Genomic DNA, 15,500 nt, shown 5'->3' on the forward strand with positions numbered 1-15,500 from the left:
GAACCCCTGAGCCGCCCACCCCGCCGCAGGCCGTGCGGGGTGCCGGGGAGACCGCAGGCATACCGCCGCTCCCGGTCCTGCCCGGCAAGCCCACGTCCGCCGCCCGCATCACGCTGTCGCACATCATGAGCGCGCACGACACCAACCTGCTGGGCACCGTGCACGGCGGTGTCGTGATGAAGCTCGTCGACGACGCGGCGGGCGCGGTCGCCGGGCGGCATTCCGAGGGGCCCGCCGTCACCGGTGCGATGGACGAGATGGCCTTCCTCGAACCCGTCAGGGTCGGCGACCTGCTCCAGGTGAAGGCCCAGGTCAACTGGACGGGCAAGACCTCCATGGAGGTCGGCGTCCGGGTCGTCGCCGAGCGCTGGAACGAGGCGGGGCGGCCCGCCAAGCAGGTCGCGAGCGCGTATCTGGTCTTCGTGGCGGTGGACGTCGAGGGCCGCCCGCGCCCCGTACCGCCCGTGCTGCCGGAGACGGCGGACGACCGGCGCCGCTGCCAGGAGGCCCAGATCCGGCGCGCCCACCGGCTGGCCCGCCGCGAGGCCATCCTGGAGCTGCGCCGCGAGCGCGCCGCGGCGGACACGCCGGACGACTGAGCCGGGCGGGCCCCGCCTGGCCACCCCGGTCCCGCCCCGTCACGCGCAGCCCACCCGGTCACCGGTCAGCGCGCCGTCCTGCGGGCGCGTCCCCGGGTCCGGCGGCGGGGCGACGACCGGCCGCACCCGGGCCAGCGCGAAGTCCGGCCCCAGCGTCACCCGCAGCACCGGGCCCAGCTTCGGCGCGGGCACCAGCTGCGCGCCGGGCAGCGCCGCGGCGAGCGCCTTCGCCGGGTCGCCCCACCGCGGGTCGAAGCGGATGACCGTGTGCGGTACGTGGGTGTGCGCCGTCGTCGGCGTGCCGGTGGTGGCGAAGCCGGTGGCGTGCAGCGCCCGCTGCGTGTCCCCGGCGAGGCCCGGTACGTCGGTGCCGTTCTCCACCGCGACCCGCACCGTCGCCGGATCCACCGCGACGGGAATCCCGGCGGGCGTCGCGGGATGCGCCGGGCCGGGCGCGGTGAGCGGCCGGTCCGCGCGGATGTCGGCCCACAGCCTCCCGGCCTTCGCGGCGTCCCAGCGCACCGTCGAGCCGAGGCCGGGGACCTCGACGCTGCTGCTGCTCAGCGGAACGGTGGCGAATTCCGACGAGCGCGGTGAGAAGCCCTTCATCGCGCGGGCGAGGCCGATCATGTCGCCGGTGTCCAGGCCCTGGTCGGCGCGTACCGAGCCGAGCACCGTGGAGACGACCTTGCTCAGCTTCAGTGGGTCGGTGAGCATGCCCTCGCTGGTGATCTTGCCCACCACCTGGGCGACGAAACGCTGCTGGCGCTGCATCCGCCCGAGGTCGGCGGCCGGGTCGGTGTGCCGCGAGCGCACGTACTGGAGCGCCTGCCCGCCGTTCAGGACGGTGGTGCCCGCCGGCAGGTTCAGCCCCGAGTAGGCGTCCTTGAGCGGCTTGCTGGTGCACACCGGGACACCGCCGAGGACGTCCACGGTCTTCATGAAGCTCGTGAAGTCGACCTCCAGGTAGTGGTCGACGTGCACACCGGTGAGCTGCTCCACGGTCTGCACGGTGAGGCGGGGGCCGCCCTGCGCGTAGGCCTGGTTGAGCTTGGCGGGGTGCGTCGCGGCGGGGGCGGCGGGCGGGCGGGGGTCGCGGGCGGTACCGGCCCGTGCCGCACGGGCCGGGTCGCGCGGCGGGCGGTTCCCGGCGTCGGTGGCGGGGGCGGGGAGCAGGACGTACGTGTCGCGCGGGATGCTCACCACGCCGACCCGCGAGCGGTCCTGCGACAGGTGCACGAGCATGATCGTGTCCGTGCAGTGGCAGGGCGCCCCGCCCAGGTGGTAGGCCTGCTTCTGGCCCGGTGCGAGGCCGTCCCGCCCGTCGGTGCCGACGAGCAGGAAGTTCGTGCCCTTGCTGCCGTCCGGCCGGTCCTGCATACCGCCGAACGCGTCCACCCGGCCGATCGCGCCGCTCACCGAGGCGGCGACCGTATGGCCCACTCCGCTCACGGTGATGACCAGCACCGCCAGGCCGCCCACGATCCGGGTGCTGAGCCGGATCGGCGGCCGCCGGGCCGGGCGCCCGCGCGGCGCGGCTCTTCCGCCCGGCGGCGCGGGCCTGCGGGGTGCCCCGGGCGCCGCCCGCCGCCCGTGCCCCCGCCCTGGCTGCGGCCGGACGGCGGTGGTGGGGTGTCGGCTGGTCGGCGGCACGGGAATCCCTCCCCAGCGTTACGGACGGCAGGACCCGTTCAGGCTAGGGATAAATAGGACAGTAAGCCTTGCCCCCACGCGCTGGGGTCCCCCGTTGGCGGTAACGTTTGCCGCCATGAACGCCGTGAACACGCCCCCCGACCCCGCGCTCCCGGCCGTCTCCGTGATCATGCCGGTCCTCAACGAGGAGCGGCATCTGCGGAACTCCGTCCGGCACATCCTGGAGCAGGACTATCCGGGGGAGCTGGAGGTCGTCATCGCGCTGGGCCCGTCGGCCGACCGGACCGACGCCATCGCCGCGGAGCTGGTCGCCGAGGACCTGCGGGTCCACACCGTGCCCAACCCCACCGGGCGCACCCCCGCCGCGCTGAACGCCGCGATCAAGGCCTCCCGCCATCCGGTGGTGGTGCGCGTCGACGGGCACGGCATGCTCTCGCCCGACTACATCGCCACCGCCGTCCGGCTGCTCGACGAGACCGGCGCGGCCAACGTCGGCGGCGTCATGCACGCCGAGGGCGAGAACGCCTGGGAGGAGGCCGTCGCCGCGGCCATGACGGCGAAGATCGGCGTCGGCAACGCCGCCTTCCACACCGGCGGCGCCGCCGCCCCCGCGGACACCGTCTACCTCGGCGTCTTCCGGCGCGAGGTGCTGGAGCAGCAGGACGGCTACAACGTGGAATTCATCCGCGCCCAGGACTGGGAGCTGAACTACCGCATCCGCGAGGCCGGCCACCTCATCTGGTTCTCGCCCGAGCTGCGCGTCTCCTACCGCCCGCGGCCCAGCGTGCGCACCCTGGCCAAGCAGTACAAGGACTACGGGCGGTGGCGCCGGGTCGTCACCCGCTACCACCGCGGCTCGGTCAACCTGCGCTACCTGGCCGCGCCCGCCGCGCTGCTGGCCAACGCCGCCGGGATCGTCGTCGGCGCCGCGCTCACCCCGTGGGCGTTCGTGGTGCCCGCCGGCTACCTCGCCGCGATCACCGTCGGCTCGCTGCCGGCCGGGAAGGGCCTGTCCGCGGCAGCCCGGCTGCGCATCCCGCTCGCGCTGGCCACCATGCACATGTGCTGGGGCTACGGCTTCCTGACCAGCCCGCGCTCGCTGGCCCGCCGGGTCATCGCGAGCCGCCGCCCCGCCGTCCGGGCCGACGCGCAGGAGGCCGCGCCCGCGGACGCGTGACACCGTACGCACATGTGCGGGGGGCCCGCCGGAAGCTTCCGGCGGGCCCCCGCACATGGTGCGCGTCACCCCGGCTCAGCCCGCCCAGCGGTAGATGGGCTGGATCGGCATGCACTTGCTGTCGTCGGCGCCGTTCACCGCGTCGGCGTTGTCGGGCACACCGCCCGCCTTCGGCAGCGTCGCGCTGTAGTCCGTGCCCTTGGTCCAGTCCGCGCCCACCGTGACGGTGATCGTCTGCGCGGTGGTGGACGGCTTGACGTTGCTGACCGGGATCTTCAGCGCCTTGGCGACCGACGTCGCGTCCGACTTGCCCTGGTCGCCGTCGGCCGCCGGGTAGACGACCGAGGTGCCGGGGCTCGGGACCGCGTTCTGGCTCGGCCGGGCCTGGGTGAAGCCCGCGGTCTTGAGCGCCGTCGCGATGTCCGTCGCGCGGTGGTCGACCGCCGGCTTGCCCGCGGTGCCCGCCGTGCCGTTGACCACCGACACCGGGACGGCCGCCGGCGCCGCCGCGGGCGGTCCCGACGGGGCGCTCGGCTTCGGGCTCGCGCTCGCGGTGCCGGGCGCCTTGGCCTTGCCGTTGGCGTCCATGGCGACGTCGTTGCGCACCAGCGACCACACCGTGCTCGCGTTGTCGGCGGGCAGGTAGTGCGCGTCCGGGGCCTCCGGGTCGGCGATGTGCGGCATGGTCAGCATCGTCATCCGGTCCGGCGGGATGCTCTTGAGCTCCATGCCCAGGTCGTAGAGCTTCTTCGGGGTGCCGATCTCGGAGGAGACCTCGAAGGCGCCCATCGCCGTGGTGGCGATCTTGTTCAGCCGGCTCGGGTTGGTGAAGAGGTTCTCGCCGCGCAGCCTGCGGATGAGCGAGCTCATGTACATGTGCTGCGCCTCGGCGCGCCCGGCGTCGGAGCCGAAGGCGTCCCGTGTGCGCAGCCACTGCAGGGCCTGCTTGCCCTGGATGACGTGCTTGCCCTTGGTGAGCTTCAGGCCCGAGCCGCCGTGCGCGATGTACTTGGTCGGCCGGTCCCAGACGCTGTGCTGGACGCACACCTCGACACCGCCGAGCACGTCCGCCATCTTCACCACGCCGCCGAAGTCGATCATCAGCCAGTGGTCGATGTAGACGTTCGTCAGGTTCTGCACGGTCGCCAGCGTGCAGCCCGGGCCGCCGCGGCCCAGCGACGCGTTGATGATCTGGTTGACCGGCGGGTACTTCTTGTGGGTCTTCGGATCCTCGCACTCCGGGATGTCGACCCGGGTGTCGCGCGGGATGCTCACGATCGACATGTTGCTGCGGTCCGCCGACAGATGGGCGATCATGATCACGTCCGCGCGGGCGCCCGAGCTGTCGGCGGCGCCGCCCAGCTTCTTGTCCTCGTCGCTGAGCCGGCTGTCGGAGCCGAGGATCATGATGTTCATCGCCGAGGTGCCGTTGGCGTTGGCCTTCGGCTTGGTCACCGTGGTCTTGCCGCTGACCCGCTCGCCCTTGCGGATCTTGCCCGACAGGTACTCGTAGTAGCCGAACGCGGCTCCCGCGGTGCCGAGCACCACGACCGCGAGGCCGATCGCCGTCCAGCGCAGCACCTTGCGCTTGCGGCTGCGCTGCTTGCGCCGCGGGCCGCCCCTGCGGTGGCCGCCGGCGCGGTGGCCGGGCCCCGCGGGCGATTCCTCCGGGGGGCCGCCGGGGCCGCCGCCGTCGCTGTTCCCGTAGCCGCCGTCGTCGCTCCCGGGGCCGCGGTAGCCGTCGTCGTCACCGTCGTGGCCCTGGTAGCCGCGCTCGTAGCCGTCGCTGCCGTCGCGGCCGCCGGGTATGCCCCCGGGCGCACGGCCGGGGCCGGGGCCCTGGCCGGGTATGCGGCCGGGTGCCTGGCCGGGGGCGTGACCCGGACCGGGGCCGTACGGGCCGCGCGGGCCCGGCACCTGCCCTTGCTGCCGGCCGGGCGCGGGCTGCTGCGGCGGGTACGGCTGCGGGCCGTCCCGGTACAGACCCTCGTCCCAGCCGAGGTCACCGGGGTTCGGTACGGCCCCCTGGCCGCCACCACCCATTCCCCCGTCTCGCATGAGTGAACCCTCCCCCTGTCCCTGTCCGGTCGGTACTCGGTCGTCCTCCTCTCAGACGGCGACCGGGCGTACGGAGTTGCATCCGCGGGCCCTGAGTTAACACGACGGGGATCACGGAAGGGTTTCCCGGGGGTGCCGTGGGGTATGTCACGCGTTCCCGCAGGCGGACCGTACGGGGGAGCCGGGCGGGGCTATTTCACGCAGGCCGCGTCGTCCGCCTGCGTCTTGTCCATGGCGGCGTCGTCGTCCGGGTCGTCGGCGTCCGGATCGGGGACGGGCACACCGGCCCTGGTGAAGTCCGCGCCCAGGGTGAGGGACATGTCCGTTCCCCCGGGCGTCCCCGGCGAGGGCTGCAGCGCCGAGCCGGGCAGCCCCAGCAGCGCCGCGAGCGTTCGGGCCTGGTCGGCCTGCGCGGGGGAGTAGACCAGCGTGGTGCGGTCGGCGGGGACGGGGGCGTTGCCGCCGTTCGCGGGGCCGCCGACGCCCTGGGTGCCGCGCAGCCAGTCCACCGTGCCGCGGGCGGCGCCGAGGATGCCGCTGCCGTTGTAGACCCGCACCCGGACGTCGGACGCCGGGGCCTTCGGGCCCACGAGCTTGGGGTCGGTCCGGTGCTTCTTCTTCTTGTGGCCGCTCAGCGACACGTCGTCCTTGACGAGGCTGAACAGCCGCTGCGCGCGCGGCCGGTCGACGACGACGGTGGCGTGCACGCGCTCGTTGGGATTGTCGACGACCGGCAGCGTGACGAAGGTGATGTGCTTGGTGTCCAGCCCGGACAGCCCTCTGGCCAGGCTGGTCAGCCGGGAGACGCTGCCGATCGCGCTGTCCACCGTGAGCGCCTTGGTCGCGGTGTCGGCGAGGGTGAAGAGCTTGCGCGGATCGGTCAGGCTGCCGCTGGACTTGATCTTCCGGATCATGGCCGCCAGGAAGCGCTGCTGCAGCTTGATGCGGTCCAGGTCGCTCTGGTTGCGCAGCGCGTGCCGCGTCCGGACGAACTGCAGCGCCTGCTCGCCCTCGATACGGTGCCGGCCCGCCGACAGGTCCAGATGCGACTTGGGGTCCACCAGCGGCCGGGCCAGGCACACGTCCACCCCGCCGACCGCCGTCGACAGCGTCTTGACCGCCTCGAAGTTGACCATCATGAAATGGTCGACGGGGATCCCGGTGAGCTGCCGCACCGCCCGCATCGTGCAGCCCGGGTCCCGGCCGGCGACACCCAGGCTCTCGTTGAACTTCGGCGTGGTCAGCCCCGCCGCGGTGCCGGGGATCGTCCGGACCGTGCCGTCCGGCTGCCGCGTCGGGCAGTCCGGGATGGACGTGACGATGTCGCGCGGGATGCTCATGGCCGTCGCGTTGCTGCGGTCCGCCGAGACGTGGAAGAGGATCGTGGTGTCCGCGTGCCCGGTGTCGTCCGGGTCGCCGTATTTGCCGCCCAGGCCCTGGCGGCTGTCGGTGCCGATGACCAGCAGGTTGAGCGGGCCGTCGCCGAGCACGTCCTTGCTGCCTGCGTCACCGACGTCGACGGTGGTCAGATTGGCGTTGAAGTGCTCGTAGACCAGGTAGCCGCCGACGCCCACGATCACCAGGACCAGCCCCATCGAGGCGGCGACCCACAGCAGGGCCTTCCGGCGCCGCGACAGCCGCCCGGAGCGGCCCCGGCCCGTGCCCCTGCCCCGTCGCGGGCCTCCGTCACGCCGCGGGCCTCCGTCACGCCGCGGGCCTCCGTCCCGGCCCGGTCCGCCGCGCCGGGGCGGTGCTGCCGCCGGGCCGCGGTCGCGCGGGCCCGGCATCCGGTCCGGGGGCGCCGCGGGCCGCGGGGGGAAGCCCGCGGCCCGGCCGGTCTGCCGGGGCAGGCCGCGGGCCCGCCGCCGGCCCGGCTCGGGGGTGGCGGGGCGCCGCCGGTACGGGTCGGCCCGCCACCGGTCCACCGGATCGATCCCACCTCGGTCTTGCGTGTCGTCTTGCGTGTCCACGGTCGCTCGGGCCCTCCATCCGGTAACCGCCGAGTCGCTTACAGTAGCCGCCCGGGGTGACACGAACAGGGCGTACGGAAAGATCCGTTGCCCGAGGAAACGGGCAAAAGCCCGCAATTCCGCTGCAATTGATGGGGTTTTTCAGGAGCTTTTCATCAGACTTTGCCCGGATGTCCGAACTGGCGCCCGAGGCCTACCCCTTGTGGCACCCGCCGGGCGTGCCCGCTGCGGAGCTGCCGGCTCAGCAGTGGGCGGAGGTCCCCGGGGTGGTGGTCACGCCCTTGGGCGCCGAGGTCGGCGGGCCGACCGGGACACCGGGCGCGCTGTAGTCGGCGCCGAGCGTGAGCGTCATGTTGGCCTTCGGCGCCGCGTCCTTCGTCCCCTCGACCAGGGCCGAGGCCGGCAGGCCCATCATCGCGGCGAGCGAGCGCGCCTGGTCCGCCTGGTTGGGGGCGTACTGCAGCGTCGTCTTCGCCGCCTTGGAATGCGCGTCACCGCCGTTGGTGGAGCGGTCCACGCCCTGGGTGGTCTGGAGCCAGGCCAGCACGTCCTGGGACGCGCCGAAGACGCCCGTGCCGTTGTAGATCATCACCCGGGTCTCGTGCGGCACCGCCTTCTTCCCCACCAGCTTCGGATCCGGCGCCGCGGGCTTCGCCGCCGCCGACAGCGAGACGTCGTTGGCCAGCAGCGCGTAGACCTGCGGCGCCTTGTCCGGGTCCGGCGCGCCGTTCACGGCCGGCAGCGTGAGGAAGGTGGTGTTCTTCGGGTCGATCGCGCCGAGCGCGGCGGCCACGTTGCTGAGGGTCTCCGGGGTGCCGACCGGGGTGTCCGCGGTGAGGGCGCCGGGCTTGCCGTTCGCGAGCGCGGTCAGCGTGCGCGGCACCGTGACCGTGCGGTCGACGCAGGTGTCGCCCGCGGCCACGCCCTTCACGCCCTTGGCCGCCGTGTAGTCGACCATCACGACGTGGTCGACCGCGAGCTTGGTCAGCTGCCGTACGGTCAGCAGCGCGCAGCCCGCGTCCCGCCCGCCGCCGAGCGCCGCGGAGAACGGCTGGCCCTTGGCGCCGCCGACCGTCCCCTTGCCGCCGGAACCGGGGCAGTCCGGGATGTCCGTGCGCAGGGTGGACGGGATCGCCAGCGCCGTCGCACTGCCGCGGTCCGCCGCGAGGTGCACGAGCACCGCGGAGTCCGCGGAACCCGCCGCCGGGTGGGCGCTCAGCAGCAGGACGTTCATCGCACCGGTGTGCGTCGGGGTCTTGCTGCCGGCCGAGCCGACGTCGACGGTGTGCATGCTGCCGCCCCCGCCACCGCCGCCGAGCGTGGCGACGCCCACGACGACGCAGACCAGCAGCGCGGCGCCCGCCGCGCCCCACACCTTGGGCCCGCCCTTGAGCGGCAGCCCGGCGGGCCTGCGCTTCTGCGCCTGCCGCGCGGCCCGCCTGCCGCCGGGCGCGGGCGCGGGTACGGGTGCGGTCCGCTCCGGTACGGGGGGCTGGGTGCCGGTGTCGTACGCGTCGGCGTCGGCGTCGGCGTCGGCGTCGGCTTCGGCGTCGGGCGTGTCGGGGGCTTCCTGGGCGTCGGGGGCCTGGTAACCGCCGTACGCCGGTGGGGCGTCGGGCGTGTCGGGGGCCTCGTAGCCGTCGTAGCCGCTGTACGCCGCGGGTACGTCGGGGACCTCGTAAGGGGCGTAGCCGGGCGGCTCGGGGGCCCGGTAGGCGTCCTGCGCGGGGGGCTCGGCCATGCCGCCGTAACCCGCGGCCACCGGGTGCCCGCCGTAGCCGTAGCCGCCGTTGTCGCCGTAACCGTCGTGGCCGCCACTGCCGTACGCGTCGCCGCCGGGTGCGAACCCCTGCTGCTCCGACGGCTGGTACGGCTGCTGCGGCACGTCGAGCCGCAGCTGGTACGTCCCCGTCTCCGGGTCCAGCACCCACTGGTCAGCGGGGTCGATGTACCCGGACTCCTCGGTGCTCACGGTCGTCGGGTCCTCCCTCCACGGCCGGCTGAGCGCTCACCTTAGTTCATCGCCTCACTTCGTGGTTTTGCCGCAGATGTCGGCGGCCGCGGTCGTACCGCGGTAGGTGGGCGCGGTGGTGCCGGTGGCGGTGGGCGTGTCCGACGTCGTCGGGGAGCCCTTCCCGGAGCTCTTTCCGGAGTCGGAGCCCGGGTGGCCGTCCGCGGTCACCGTCACCGGGAGGTCGTCGCGCAGCGTCGCGAACAGCTTGTCGGCGGCGGGCTGTTCGAGCTGGTCGCGGTTGTGGTCGAGGACGTACTGCTCCCTCGGCAGCGTCAGGAAGTTCAGCTTGTCCGCCGGTATCCCCTGCACCTCGCGCGCCAGGTCGTACAGCTCGGGGAGCGAGTCCAGCCCGGGGTCGGCGGTCAGCGAGGAGGTCGCGGCGCTCAGCACGGGATACACCTTCGTGGGGTTCAGCAGCACGCCGTTGCTCGTCACCTTCGAGAACAGCGAGCCCAGGAAGCCCTGCTGGCGGTCCATGCGCCCGGTGTCGCTGCCGTCGCCCAGCCCGTGCCGGGCGCGTACGTAGCCGAGCGCCTGCTCGCCGTTGAGGGTCTGCCGCCCGGCGGGCAGGTCCAGATGCGCCTGCTTGTCGTGCACGGGCTCGGGCAGGCACACGTCGACGCCGTGGATGGCGTTCACGATCTTCTTGAAGCCCGAGAAGTCCACGATCAGGTGATGGTCGATGCGGATGCCCGTCATGTCCTCGACGGTGCGGATGGTGCAGGCGGCGCCGCCGAACTCGTAGGCCCAGTTGAACTGCTCGAACTTCGGCCGGGTCTCCCCGCCCTTCGGCTTCGTGCACGCCGGGACCTGCGCCATCAGGTCGCGCGGGATGCTCATCGCGGTGGCGCTGTGCCGGTCCGCCGCGATGTGCAGCAGGATGACCGTGTCGGAGCGCTGCGTGCCGCTGTCCTCGCCGTACTTGCCGTTGCCGTCGCCGCGGTTGTCCGAGCCGATGAGCAGGATGTTCTCGGCGGACGTCGGCCCCTGCGAGGGCCGCTCCGACGCGTGCGCCTGGAGCTCGTTCTCCGTGACGTGGTCGGTGGTGATGTTGCCGTTGAGCTGCTGGTACAGATACCACAGGCCTGCGGCGCCGAGCAGGACGAAGAAGGCGGTGACCACACCGACGACCTTGAGCCAGCGGTAGCGCCCTCGCGGCTTGGCCGCGGGTTCGGGGCCGACGGTTGCTTCGGCTTCGGCTTCGGCTTCCGCGGGAGCTTCGGCGGGGGCCTCGGGGGGTGTTTCGGCCGGTGTCTCGGGGGCGTCCGCTTCCGGCTGCGCCGCGTCCTCCGCGTTTTCCTCCGGAGGCTCTGCTGACGATGTCACGTCCCCGCCCATCCCTCGCACAACCGGCATGCCGGGCCCGCATGTACGCGCGCTACTCGTTCAGACGGTCGAATCCGCGAATTGGTTGCACGCGCAACCGCTCCTCGCCCCCGGGTTGCCCGGCGGGGCATTGCGCACTCCGTGCGGTGGGTGGGGTCGGGTGCCGGCACGGGGCACCTCCTCGGAATGCGCGTTCGCCCTCTTCAGGTATTGGTGAGGTATGGGGAAGCGCATTCCTGCGGGGGCACCCCGCACCGTCCCCCTCCGGGTTGTACGGCGGGTTTGCCGCCGACGGTGGTGCGGTCCCACTGGAGGACCGTCAGAGGACGTCTTACCTGCACGGGTGGTGCGGGTGGGCAAACCCCGCGCCGCCAGGCGCGGGCACCCCCGCGGCGGGAAGCCGAACCCCGCAATCAGAGCGTGAGCGTCGTGCGTTCCATCGCCTCGCGCGCAGCGAGCTGCTCCGGGGTGAGGGCGGACGCGTGGCGGGAGAGGACGGCGGAGCCGCCGCAGGCGAGGGGCGCGAGGAGGCCCGCAGCGAGGCCCTCCCAGGAGGTGAAGGGCAGGCGGGAGAGGACCCGGGCCCCGGGCGCCAGCCCGTACGCGAGGGAGCGCTCCACCACCTCACCGGCGGTGAGCGTGCCCTCGCCGGGCAGTTCGAGGGCCTCCGCGTCCGCGCCCACCGGCGCGTACGGCACGAAACGGTCGCCCTGCCCCGGCACCTCCGCCGCGTAGTCGAGGAAGCCGGCCGGCGGCTGCGGGAAGCGTCCGCCGAGCGGGCGCAGCGCGAGCGCCACCCGCTCGCCGGGGCAGGCCCGTGCCTGGTCGAGCGTGTCGGGACCGGTGACGACGAGGTCCGCGCCCGCGGGATCCGCGCCGGGCGCGACGACGACCCCGGTGGAGAAGCCCGCGAGCACCCACGCCGCCGTCTGCCAGTGCGCGGGCAGCAGCAGCGCGAGCCGGTCGCCGGGCTGCGCGCCCAGGTCGTCCTGGATCAGGTTCGCGGTCTTGGCCACCCAGTTCGCGAAGGTCGCGACCGACAGCTCGACGCGCTCGCCGGTCGCGTCGTCGTAGAAGGTGAGGAAGGGCCGCGCCGGGTCCGTGCGGAGTGCGGCGGTGAGCAGGCCGGCGGGGGTGTCCGGGGTGGGTGACGTCACGCCGGTCAGGCTACCGGCCGTGCGCCCCGCCCCGGCCGGTTACCCTCGGCGGGTGCCCTCGCCCTCCCCAGCCCCGCGTTCCGGCGGCGCCGTGCCCGCGCCCCGGACGGATACGGGGCTGCGCCGCACCTGGGCGCCGGAGGGGCCGCTCGACGTCCGCCGCACGCTCATGCCGCTGCGCCGCGGCCCGGCCGACCCGGCGTTCCGTATCGACCGCGACGGCACGGTGTGGCGGGCCAGCCGTACGCCTGCGGGGCCCGGCACCCTGCGGCTGCGCGGCAGCGCCGCCCTGCTGGAGGCGGAGGCGTGGGGGCCCGGCGCGGCCTGGCTGCTGGACGCGCTGCCCGCGCTGCTCGGCGGGCTCGACGACCCCGCGGCGTTCACCCCGCGGCACCGCGTCGTGCACGCCGCCCACCGCCGCAATCCCGGGCTGCGGCTCACCAGGACCGGGCTCGTCCTGGAGTCGCTCATCCCGTCGGTGCTGGAGCAGAAGGTCACGACGGACGAGGCGTACCGCGCGTGGCGGCTGCTGCTCCGCCAGCACGGCGAAGCGGCGCCGGGGCCCGCGGGCGACCGTATGCGGGTCATGCCGGACGCGCGCGGCTGGGCGCGGGTGCCGTCCTGGGACTGGCACTGCGCCGGGGTCGACGACAAGCGCGCCTCCACCGTGATGCGCGCCGTACGCCTCGGGGCCCGCCTCGACGCGCTCGCCGCGCTGCCCGCGGAGGAGGCGAGCACCCGCCTCCAGACGGTGCCCGGCATTGGCCCCTGGACGGCGGCCGAGACCTTGCAGCGCAGCCACGGCGCGGCAGACGCGGTCACCGTCGGCGATCTGCACCTGCCGCATCACATCGGCTACGCGCTCACCGGAGCGCGGCGGTCGGACGACGCGACGATGCTTTCGCTTCTCGAGCCGTACGCGGGCCAGCGCCACCGCGCCGCCCGCCTCATCCTCCTGGCCTCCCCGGCCCCACCCCGCCAGGCCCCCCGCCTGGCCCCGAACCCGCCGACTCCCGGCTTCTGAGCGTCCGGCTACGCGCCGGGCAACTACCAGGGGCGCGGGGAACTGCGCGAGCAACCCACCACCGGCCGGTGGTCCGGATCGGACCGAAGAGACCCTTCGGGTCGGTGACGACCCGCGCCCCGGTGGGGGCTGAGCGCGCAGTTCCCCGCGCCCCTAAAAACGCTCACCCGGCGCGGCAGCGCAAACGTGCCCCGCGCGGCAGCGCAACCGCTCACCCCTCAAGCCCGAGCGGCAAGCTCATCGCACTGCGATGAACGCCTCCGCCCCCCGGGCGGCCCGCGGCGGCGGAAGAGTGGCCGGCCGGCCGATGGCCACCGCACCCATCGGGTCCCACTCGGGCGGAAGCCCGAGCACCTCGCGGACCACGTCGCGGCAGAACATCGTGGACGACACCCACGCGGAGCCGAGTTGCTCGCCCGCGAGGGCGACCAGGAAGTTCTGCACGCCCGCGCCCGTGGCGACCACGAACATCTCGCGTTCGGCGGCGGCCCGCCGGGCGTCGGGGTAGGGGTGGGCGCCGTCGGCGACGAGGCAGGGGACGGCCAGGTAGGGCGCCCGGCGCAGGACGTCGCCCCGGCGCAGCCGCTTGGTGATGCTGGTCTCGGAGAAGCCGTCGCGCCGCAGGTCCGCCTCCCAGGCGTCGCGCATCGCGTCGAGCAGCCGCGTCCGCACCTGCGGGGTCTCCAGCAGGACGAAGCGCCAGGGTGTGGTGTGGTGCGGGGCGGGCGCGGTGACGGCGAGGGCGACGGCGCGGCGGACGGCCGCGGGGTCGACGGGCTCGTCGCGGAAGTCCCGTACGGTGCGCCGCAGCGACACCGCCTCGCGGACGGCCTCGGAGGTGCCGAGCCGGAACATGTCGTTGGCGGCGTCCCGTACCAGCGCGCGGGCCCCGGGGTCGGCCTCCGGCTCCGCGGTGGCGGGGAGGACCGCGCGGCCCAGGCCGCGGACGACGGCGACGGGGCGGCCGCTCGCCTTGCCCTTCACGAGGTCCCCGGCGGCGGCGAGTTCGTCGGCGGTCGCGGTGACGGTTACGGCGAGCGGGTTGCCGTGGCTGTCCTGCGCGCCCCGCAGGTCGTCGAGGACGGCGACGCCTGCCGCGCCGATCGCGACATCGGTGAGGCCCTCGCGCCAGGGCCGCCCGAAGGTGTCGGTCACGACGACGCCGACGTTCGCGCCCAGTTCGGCGCGCAGCCCGGCGCGGATGGCGCGGGCGGAGGCGTCGGGGTCCTCCGGCAGCAGCAGCACGGTGCCCGGCGCGGTGTTGGACGCGTCGACGCCCGCCGCGGCCATAACGAAGCCGTGCCGGCTCTCCACGATGCGGGTGCCGCCGCGGCGTGCGACGAGCCGCACCGTCTCGGCGTCGATGGCCGCCTCGCGGTCCTCCGCGGCGATCAGCCGCCCCTCCGCCTTGCTGACGATCTTGGACGTGACGAGCACGATGTCGCCGTCCACGAGCCGCACACCGGTGGCGGCGACGAGCTTGGCGATGTCCGCGCCCGCCCTGACCTCGCCGATGCCGTCCAGGGCGAAGACCTCGATCCGCGGCGCGCTCATGCCCGCACCTCCGCGGCGAGCGCGAGGGCCTCGCGGGCCATCTGCGCGGTGGCCTCCGGGCCGCTCATCATGAGCGGTACGGCGCGGCAGCGGATGCCGGCCGCCTCGACCTCGGCGACGGCCCCGGCGTCGACGGTGTCGACGAGCCAGCCGTCGAGCAGGCCCGAGCCGTAGTGCGCGGCCACCGCGGCGGTGGTGGACTCCACGCCGACCGCGGCCAGCACCTTGTCGGCCATGCCCCGCACGGGCGCGTCCCCGACGATCGGGGACAGGCCCACGACGGGCACCCCGGCCTCGGCGATGGCCTCCCGGATGCCGGGCACGGCCAGGATCGTGCCGATGCTCACCACCGGGTTGGACGGCGGGAAGACGATGACGTCGGCCTCGGCGATGGCCTCCAGCACCCCGGGCGCGGGCTTGGCGGCGTCCGCGCCGACCGGCACGACGGCGTGCGCGGGGACGGCGGCGCGCATCCGTACCCAGTACTCCTGGAAGTGGACGGCCCGGCGCTCGCCGTCGGTCTCGACCAGGACGTGGGTCTCGACCCGGTCGTCGGACATCGGGATGAGTCGCACGCCCGGCTTCCAGCGGGCGCACAGCGCCTCGGTCACCGCGCTGAGGGGGTAACCGGCGGCGAGCATCTGGGTGCGCACGATGTGCGTGGCGAAATCCCGGTCGCCCAGGCCGAACCACTCCGGGCCGACGCCGTAGGCGGCCAGTTCCTCCTTGACGGTGAAGGTCTCGTCGGCCCGGCCCCAGCCCTGCTCCTCGTGGATGCCGCCGCCGAGGGTGTACATCACGGTGTCGAGGTCGGGACAGACCTTCAGACCGAACAGATGGATGTCGTCTCCGGTGTTGCCGACGACGGTGATCTCCGCCTCCGGCGCCGCTGCCAGCAGGCCGCGCAGAAAGCGCGCCCCGCCGATTCCTCCGGCCAGAACCACGATTCGCATGGGCCCCAGTCTTGC

At 74.3% G+C, this 15,500-nt stretch carries 11 protein-coding genes; 3 read left to right on the plus strand and 8 right to left on the minus strand.

Going from position 1 to position 15,500, the window contains the following annotated elements; all coding sequences use genetic code 11:
* Window positions 1-125 precede the first annotated feature (125 nt).
* Window positions 126-599, plus strand: coding sequence for an acyl-CoA thioesterase (locus tag ACH4SL_RS04320; protein WP_398441912.1), 474 nt, complete (start codon window positions 126-128; stop codon window positions 597-599).
* Window positions 600-638: 39 nt separating this feature from the next.
* On the opposite strand, the gene ACH4SL_RS04325 is transcribed toward ACH4SL_RS04320, so the two are convergent.
* A complete protein-coding gene (locus ACH4SL_RS04325; RefSeq protein WP_398441842.1) occupies window positions 639-2,252 on the minus strand; it encodes an LCP family protein in 1,614 nt (537 codons plus the stop codon).
* A 115-nt stretch (window positions 2,253-2,367) separates the two neighbouring features.
* Between ACH4SL_RS04325 and ACH4SL_RS04330 the strand changes: the two genes are divergently transcribed.
* Window positions 2,368-3,429: a glycosyltransferase family 2 protein gene (locus tag ACH4SL_RS04330; protein WP_398441843.1), complete on the plus strand. Its 1,062-nt coding sequence runs from the start codon at window positions 2,368-2,370 to the stop codon at window positions 3,427-3,429.
* Window positions 3,430-3,504: 75 nt separating this feature from the next.
* Here the strand turns inward: ACH4SL_RS04330 and ACH4SL_RS04335 are convergent, their stop codons facing one another.
* The 5 genes from ACH4SL_RS04335 to ACH4SL_RS04355 form a co-directional block, all read right to left on the minus strand.
* Window positions 3,505-5,487, minus strand: a complete 1,983-nt coding sequence (locus ACH4SL_RS04335) for an LCP family protein (protein WP_398441844.1) — start codon at window positions 5,485-5,487, stop codon at window positions 3,505-3,507.
* A gap of 191 nt (window positions 5,488-5,678) precedes the next feature.
* The gene (locus tag ACH4SL_RS04340) at window positions 5,679-7,082 is read right to left on the minus strand and encodes an LCP family protein (RefSeq protein WP_398441845.1); all 1,404 of its coding nucleotides are present in this window, start codon (window positions 7,080-7,082) and stop codon (window positions 5,679-5,681) included.
* A gap of 616 nt (window positions 7,083-7,698) precedes the next feature.
* Window positions 7,699-9,429: a LytR C-terminal domain-containing protein gene (locus ACH4SL_RS04345; protein WP_398441846.1), complete on the minus strand. Its 1,731-nt coding sequence runs from the start codon at window positions 9,427-9,429 to the stop codon at window positions 7,699-7,701.
* 54 nt (window positions 9,430-9,483) lie between these two features.
* Complete coding sequence (locus tag ACH4SL_RS04350) at window positions 9,484-10,797, minus strand: LCP family protein (protein WP_398441847.1); 1,314 nt, start codon at window positions 10,795-10,797, stop codon at window positions 9,484-9,486.
* Window positions 10,798-11,210: 413 nt separating this feature from the next.
* On the minus strand, window positions 11,211-11,954 hold the full coding sequence (locus ACH4SL_RS04355) for a TIGR03089 family protein (protein ID WP_398441848.1): 744 nt from the start codon (window positions 11,952-11,954) through the stop codon (window positions 11,211-11,213).
* Window positions 11,955-12,006: 52 nt separating this feature from the next.
* Here ACH4SL_RS04355 and ACH4SL_RS04360 point away from each other — a divergent pair, with 52 nt between their 5' ends.
* A complete protein-coding gene (locus ACH4SL_RS04360) occupies window positions 12,007-12,978 on the plus strand; it encodes a DNA-3-methyladenine glycosylase family protein (protein ID WP_398441849.1) in 972 nt (323 codons plus the stop codon).
* Between the two features lie 237 nt (window positions 12,979-13,215).
* Here ACH4SL_RS04360 and ACH4SL_RS04365 read toward each other — a convergent pair whose 3' ends face one another.
* Both ACH4SL_RS04365 and cofD read right to left on the minus strand, forming a co-directional pair.
* Entirely contained in the window at window positions 13,216-14,532 is a 1,317-nt protein-coding gene (locus tag ACH4SL_RS04365; RefSeq protein ID WP_398441850.1) for a coenzyme F420-0:L-glutamate ligase, read from the minus strand.
* Window positions 14,529-15,485, minus strand: coding sequence for a 2-phospho-L-lactate transferase (gene cofD, locus ACH4SL_RS04370; protein ID WP_398441851.1), 957 nt, complete (start codon window positions 15,483-15,485; stop codon window positions 14,529-14,531). The genes ACH4SL_RS04365 and cofD overlap by 4 nt, the downstream gene beginning before the upstream one ends.
* Between the last annotated feature and the right edge of the window lie 15 nt (window positions 15,486-15,500).

This window comes from Streptomyces sp. NPDC021020 (genome assembly GCF_044333285.1).
Taxonomy (GTDB): Bacteria; Actinomycetota; Actinomycetes; order Streptomycetales; family Streptomycetaceae; genus Actinacidiphila.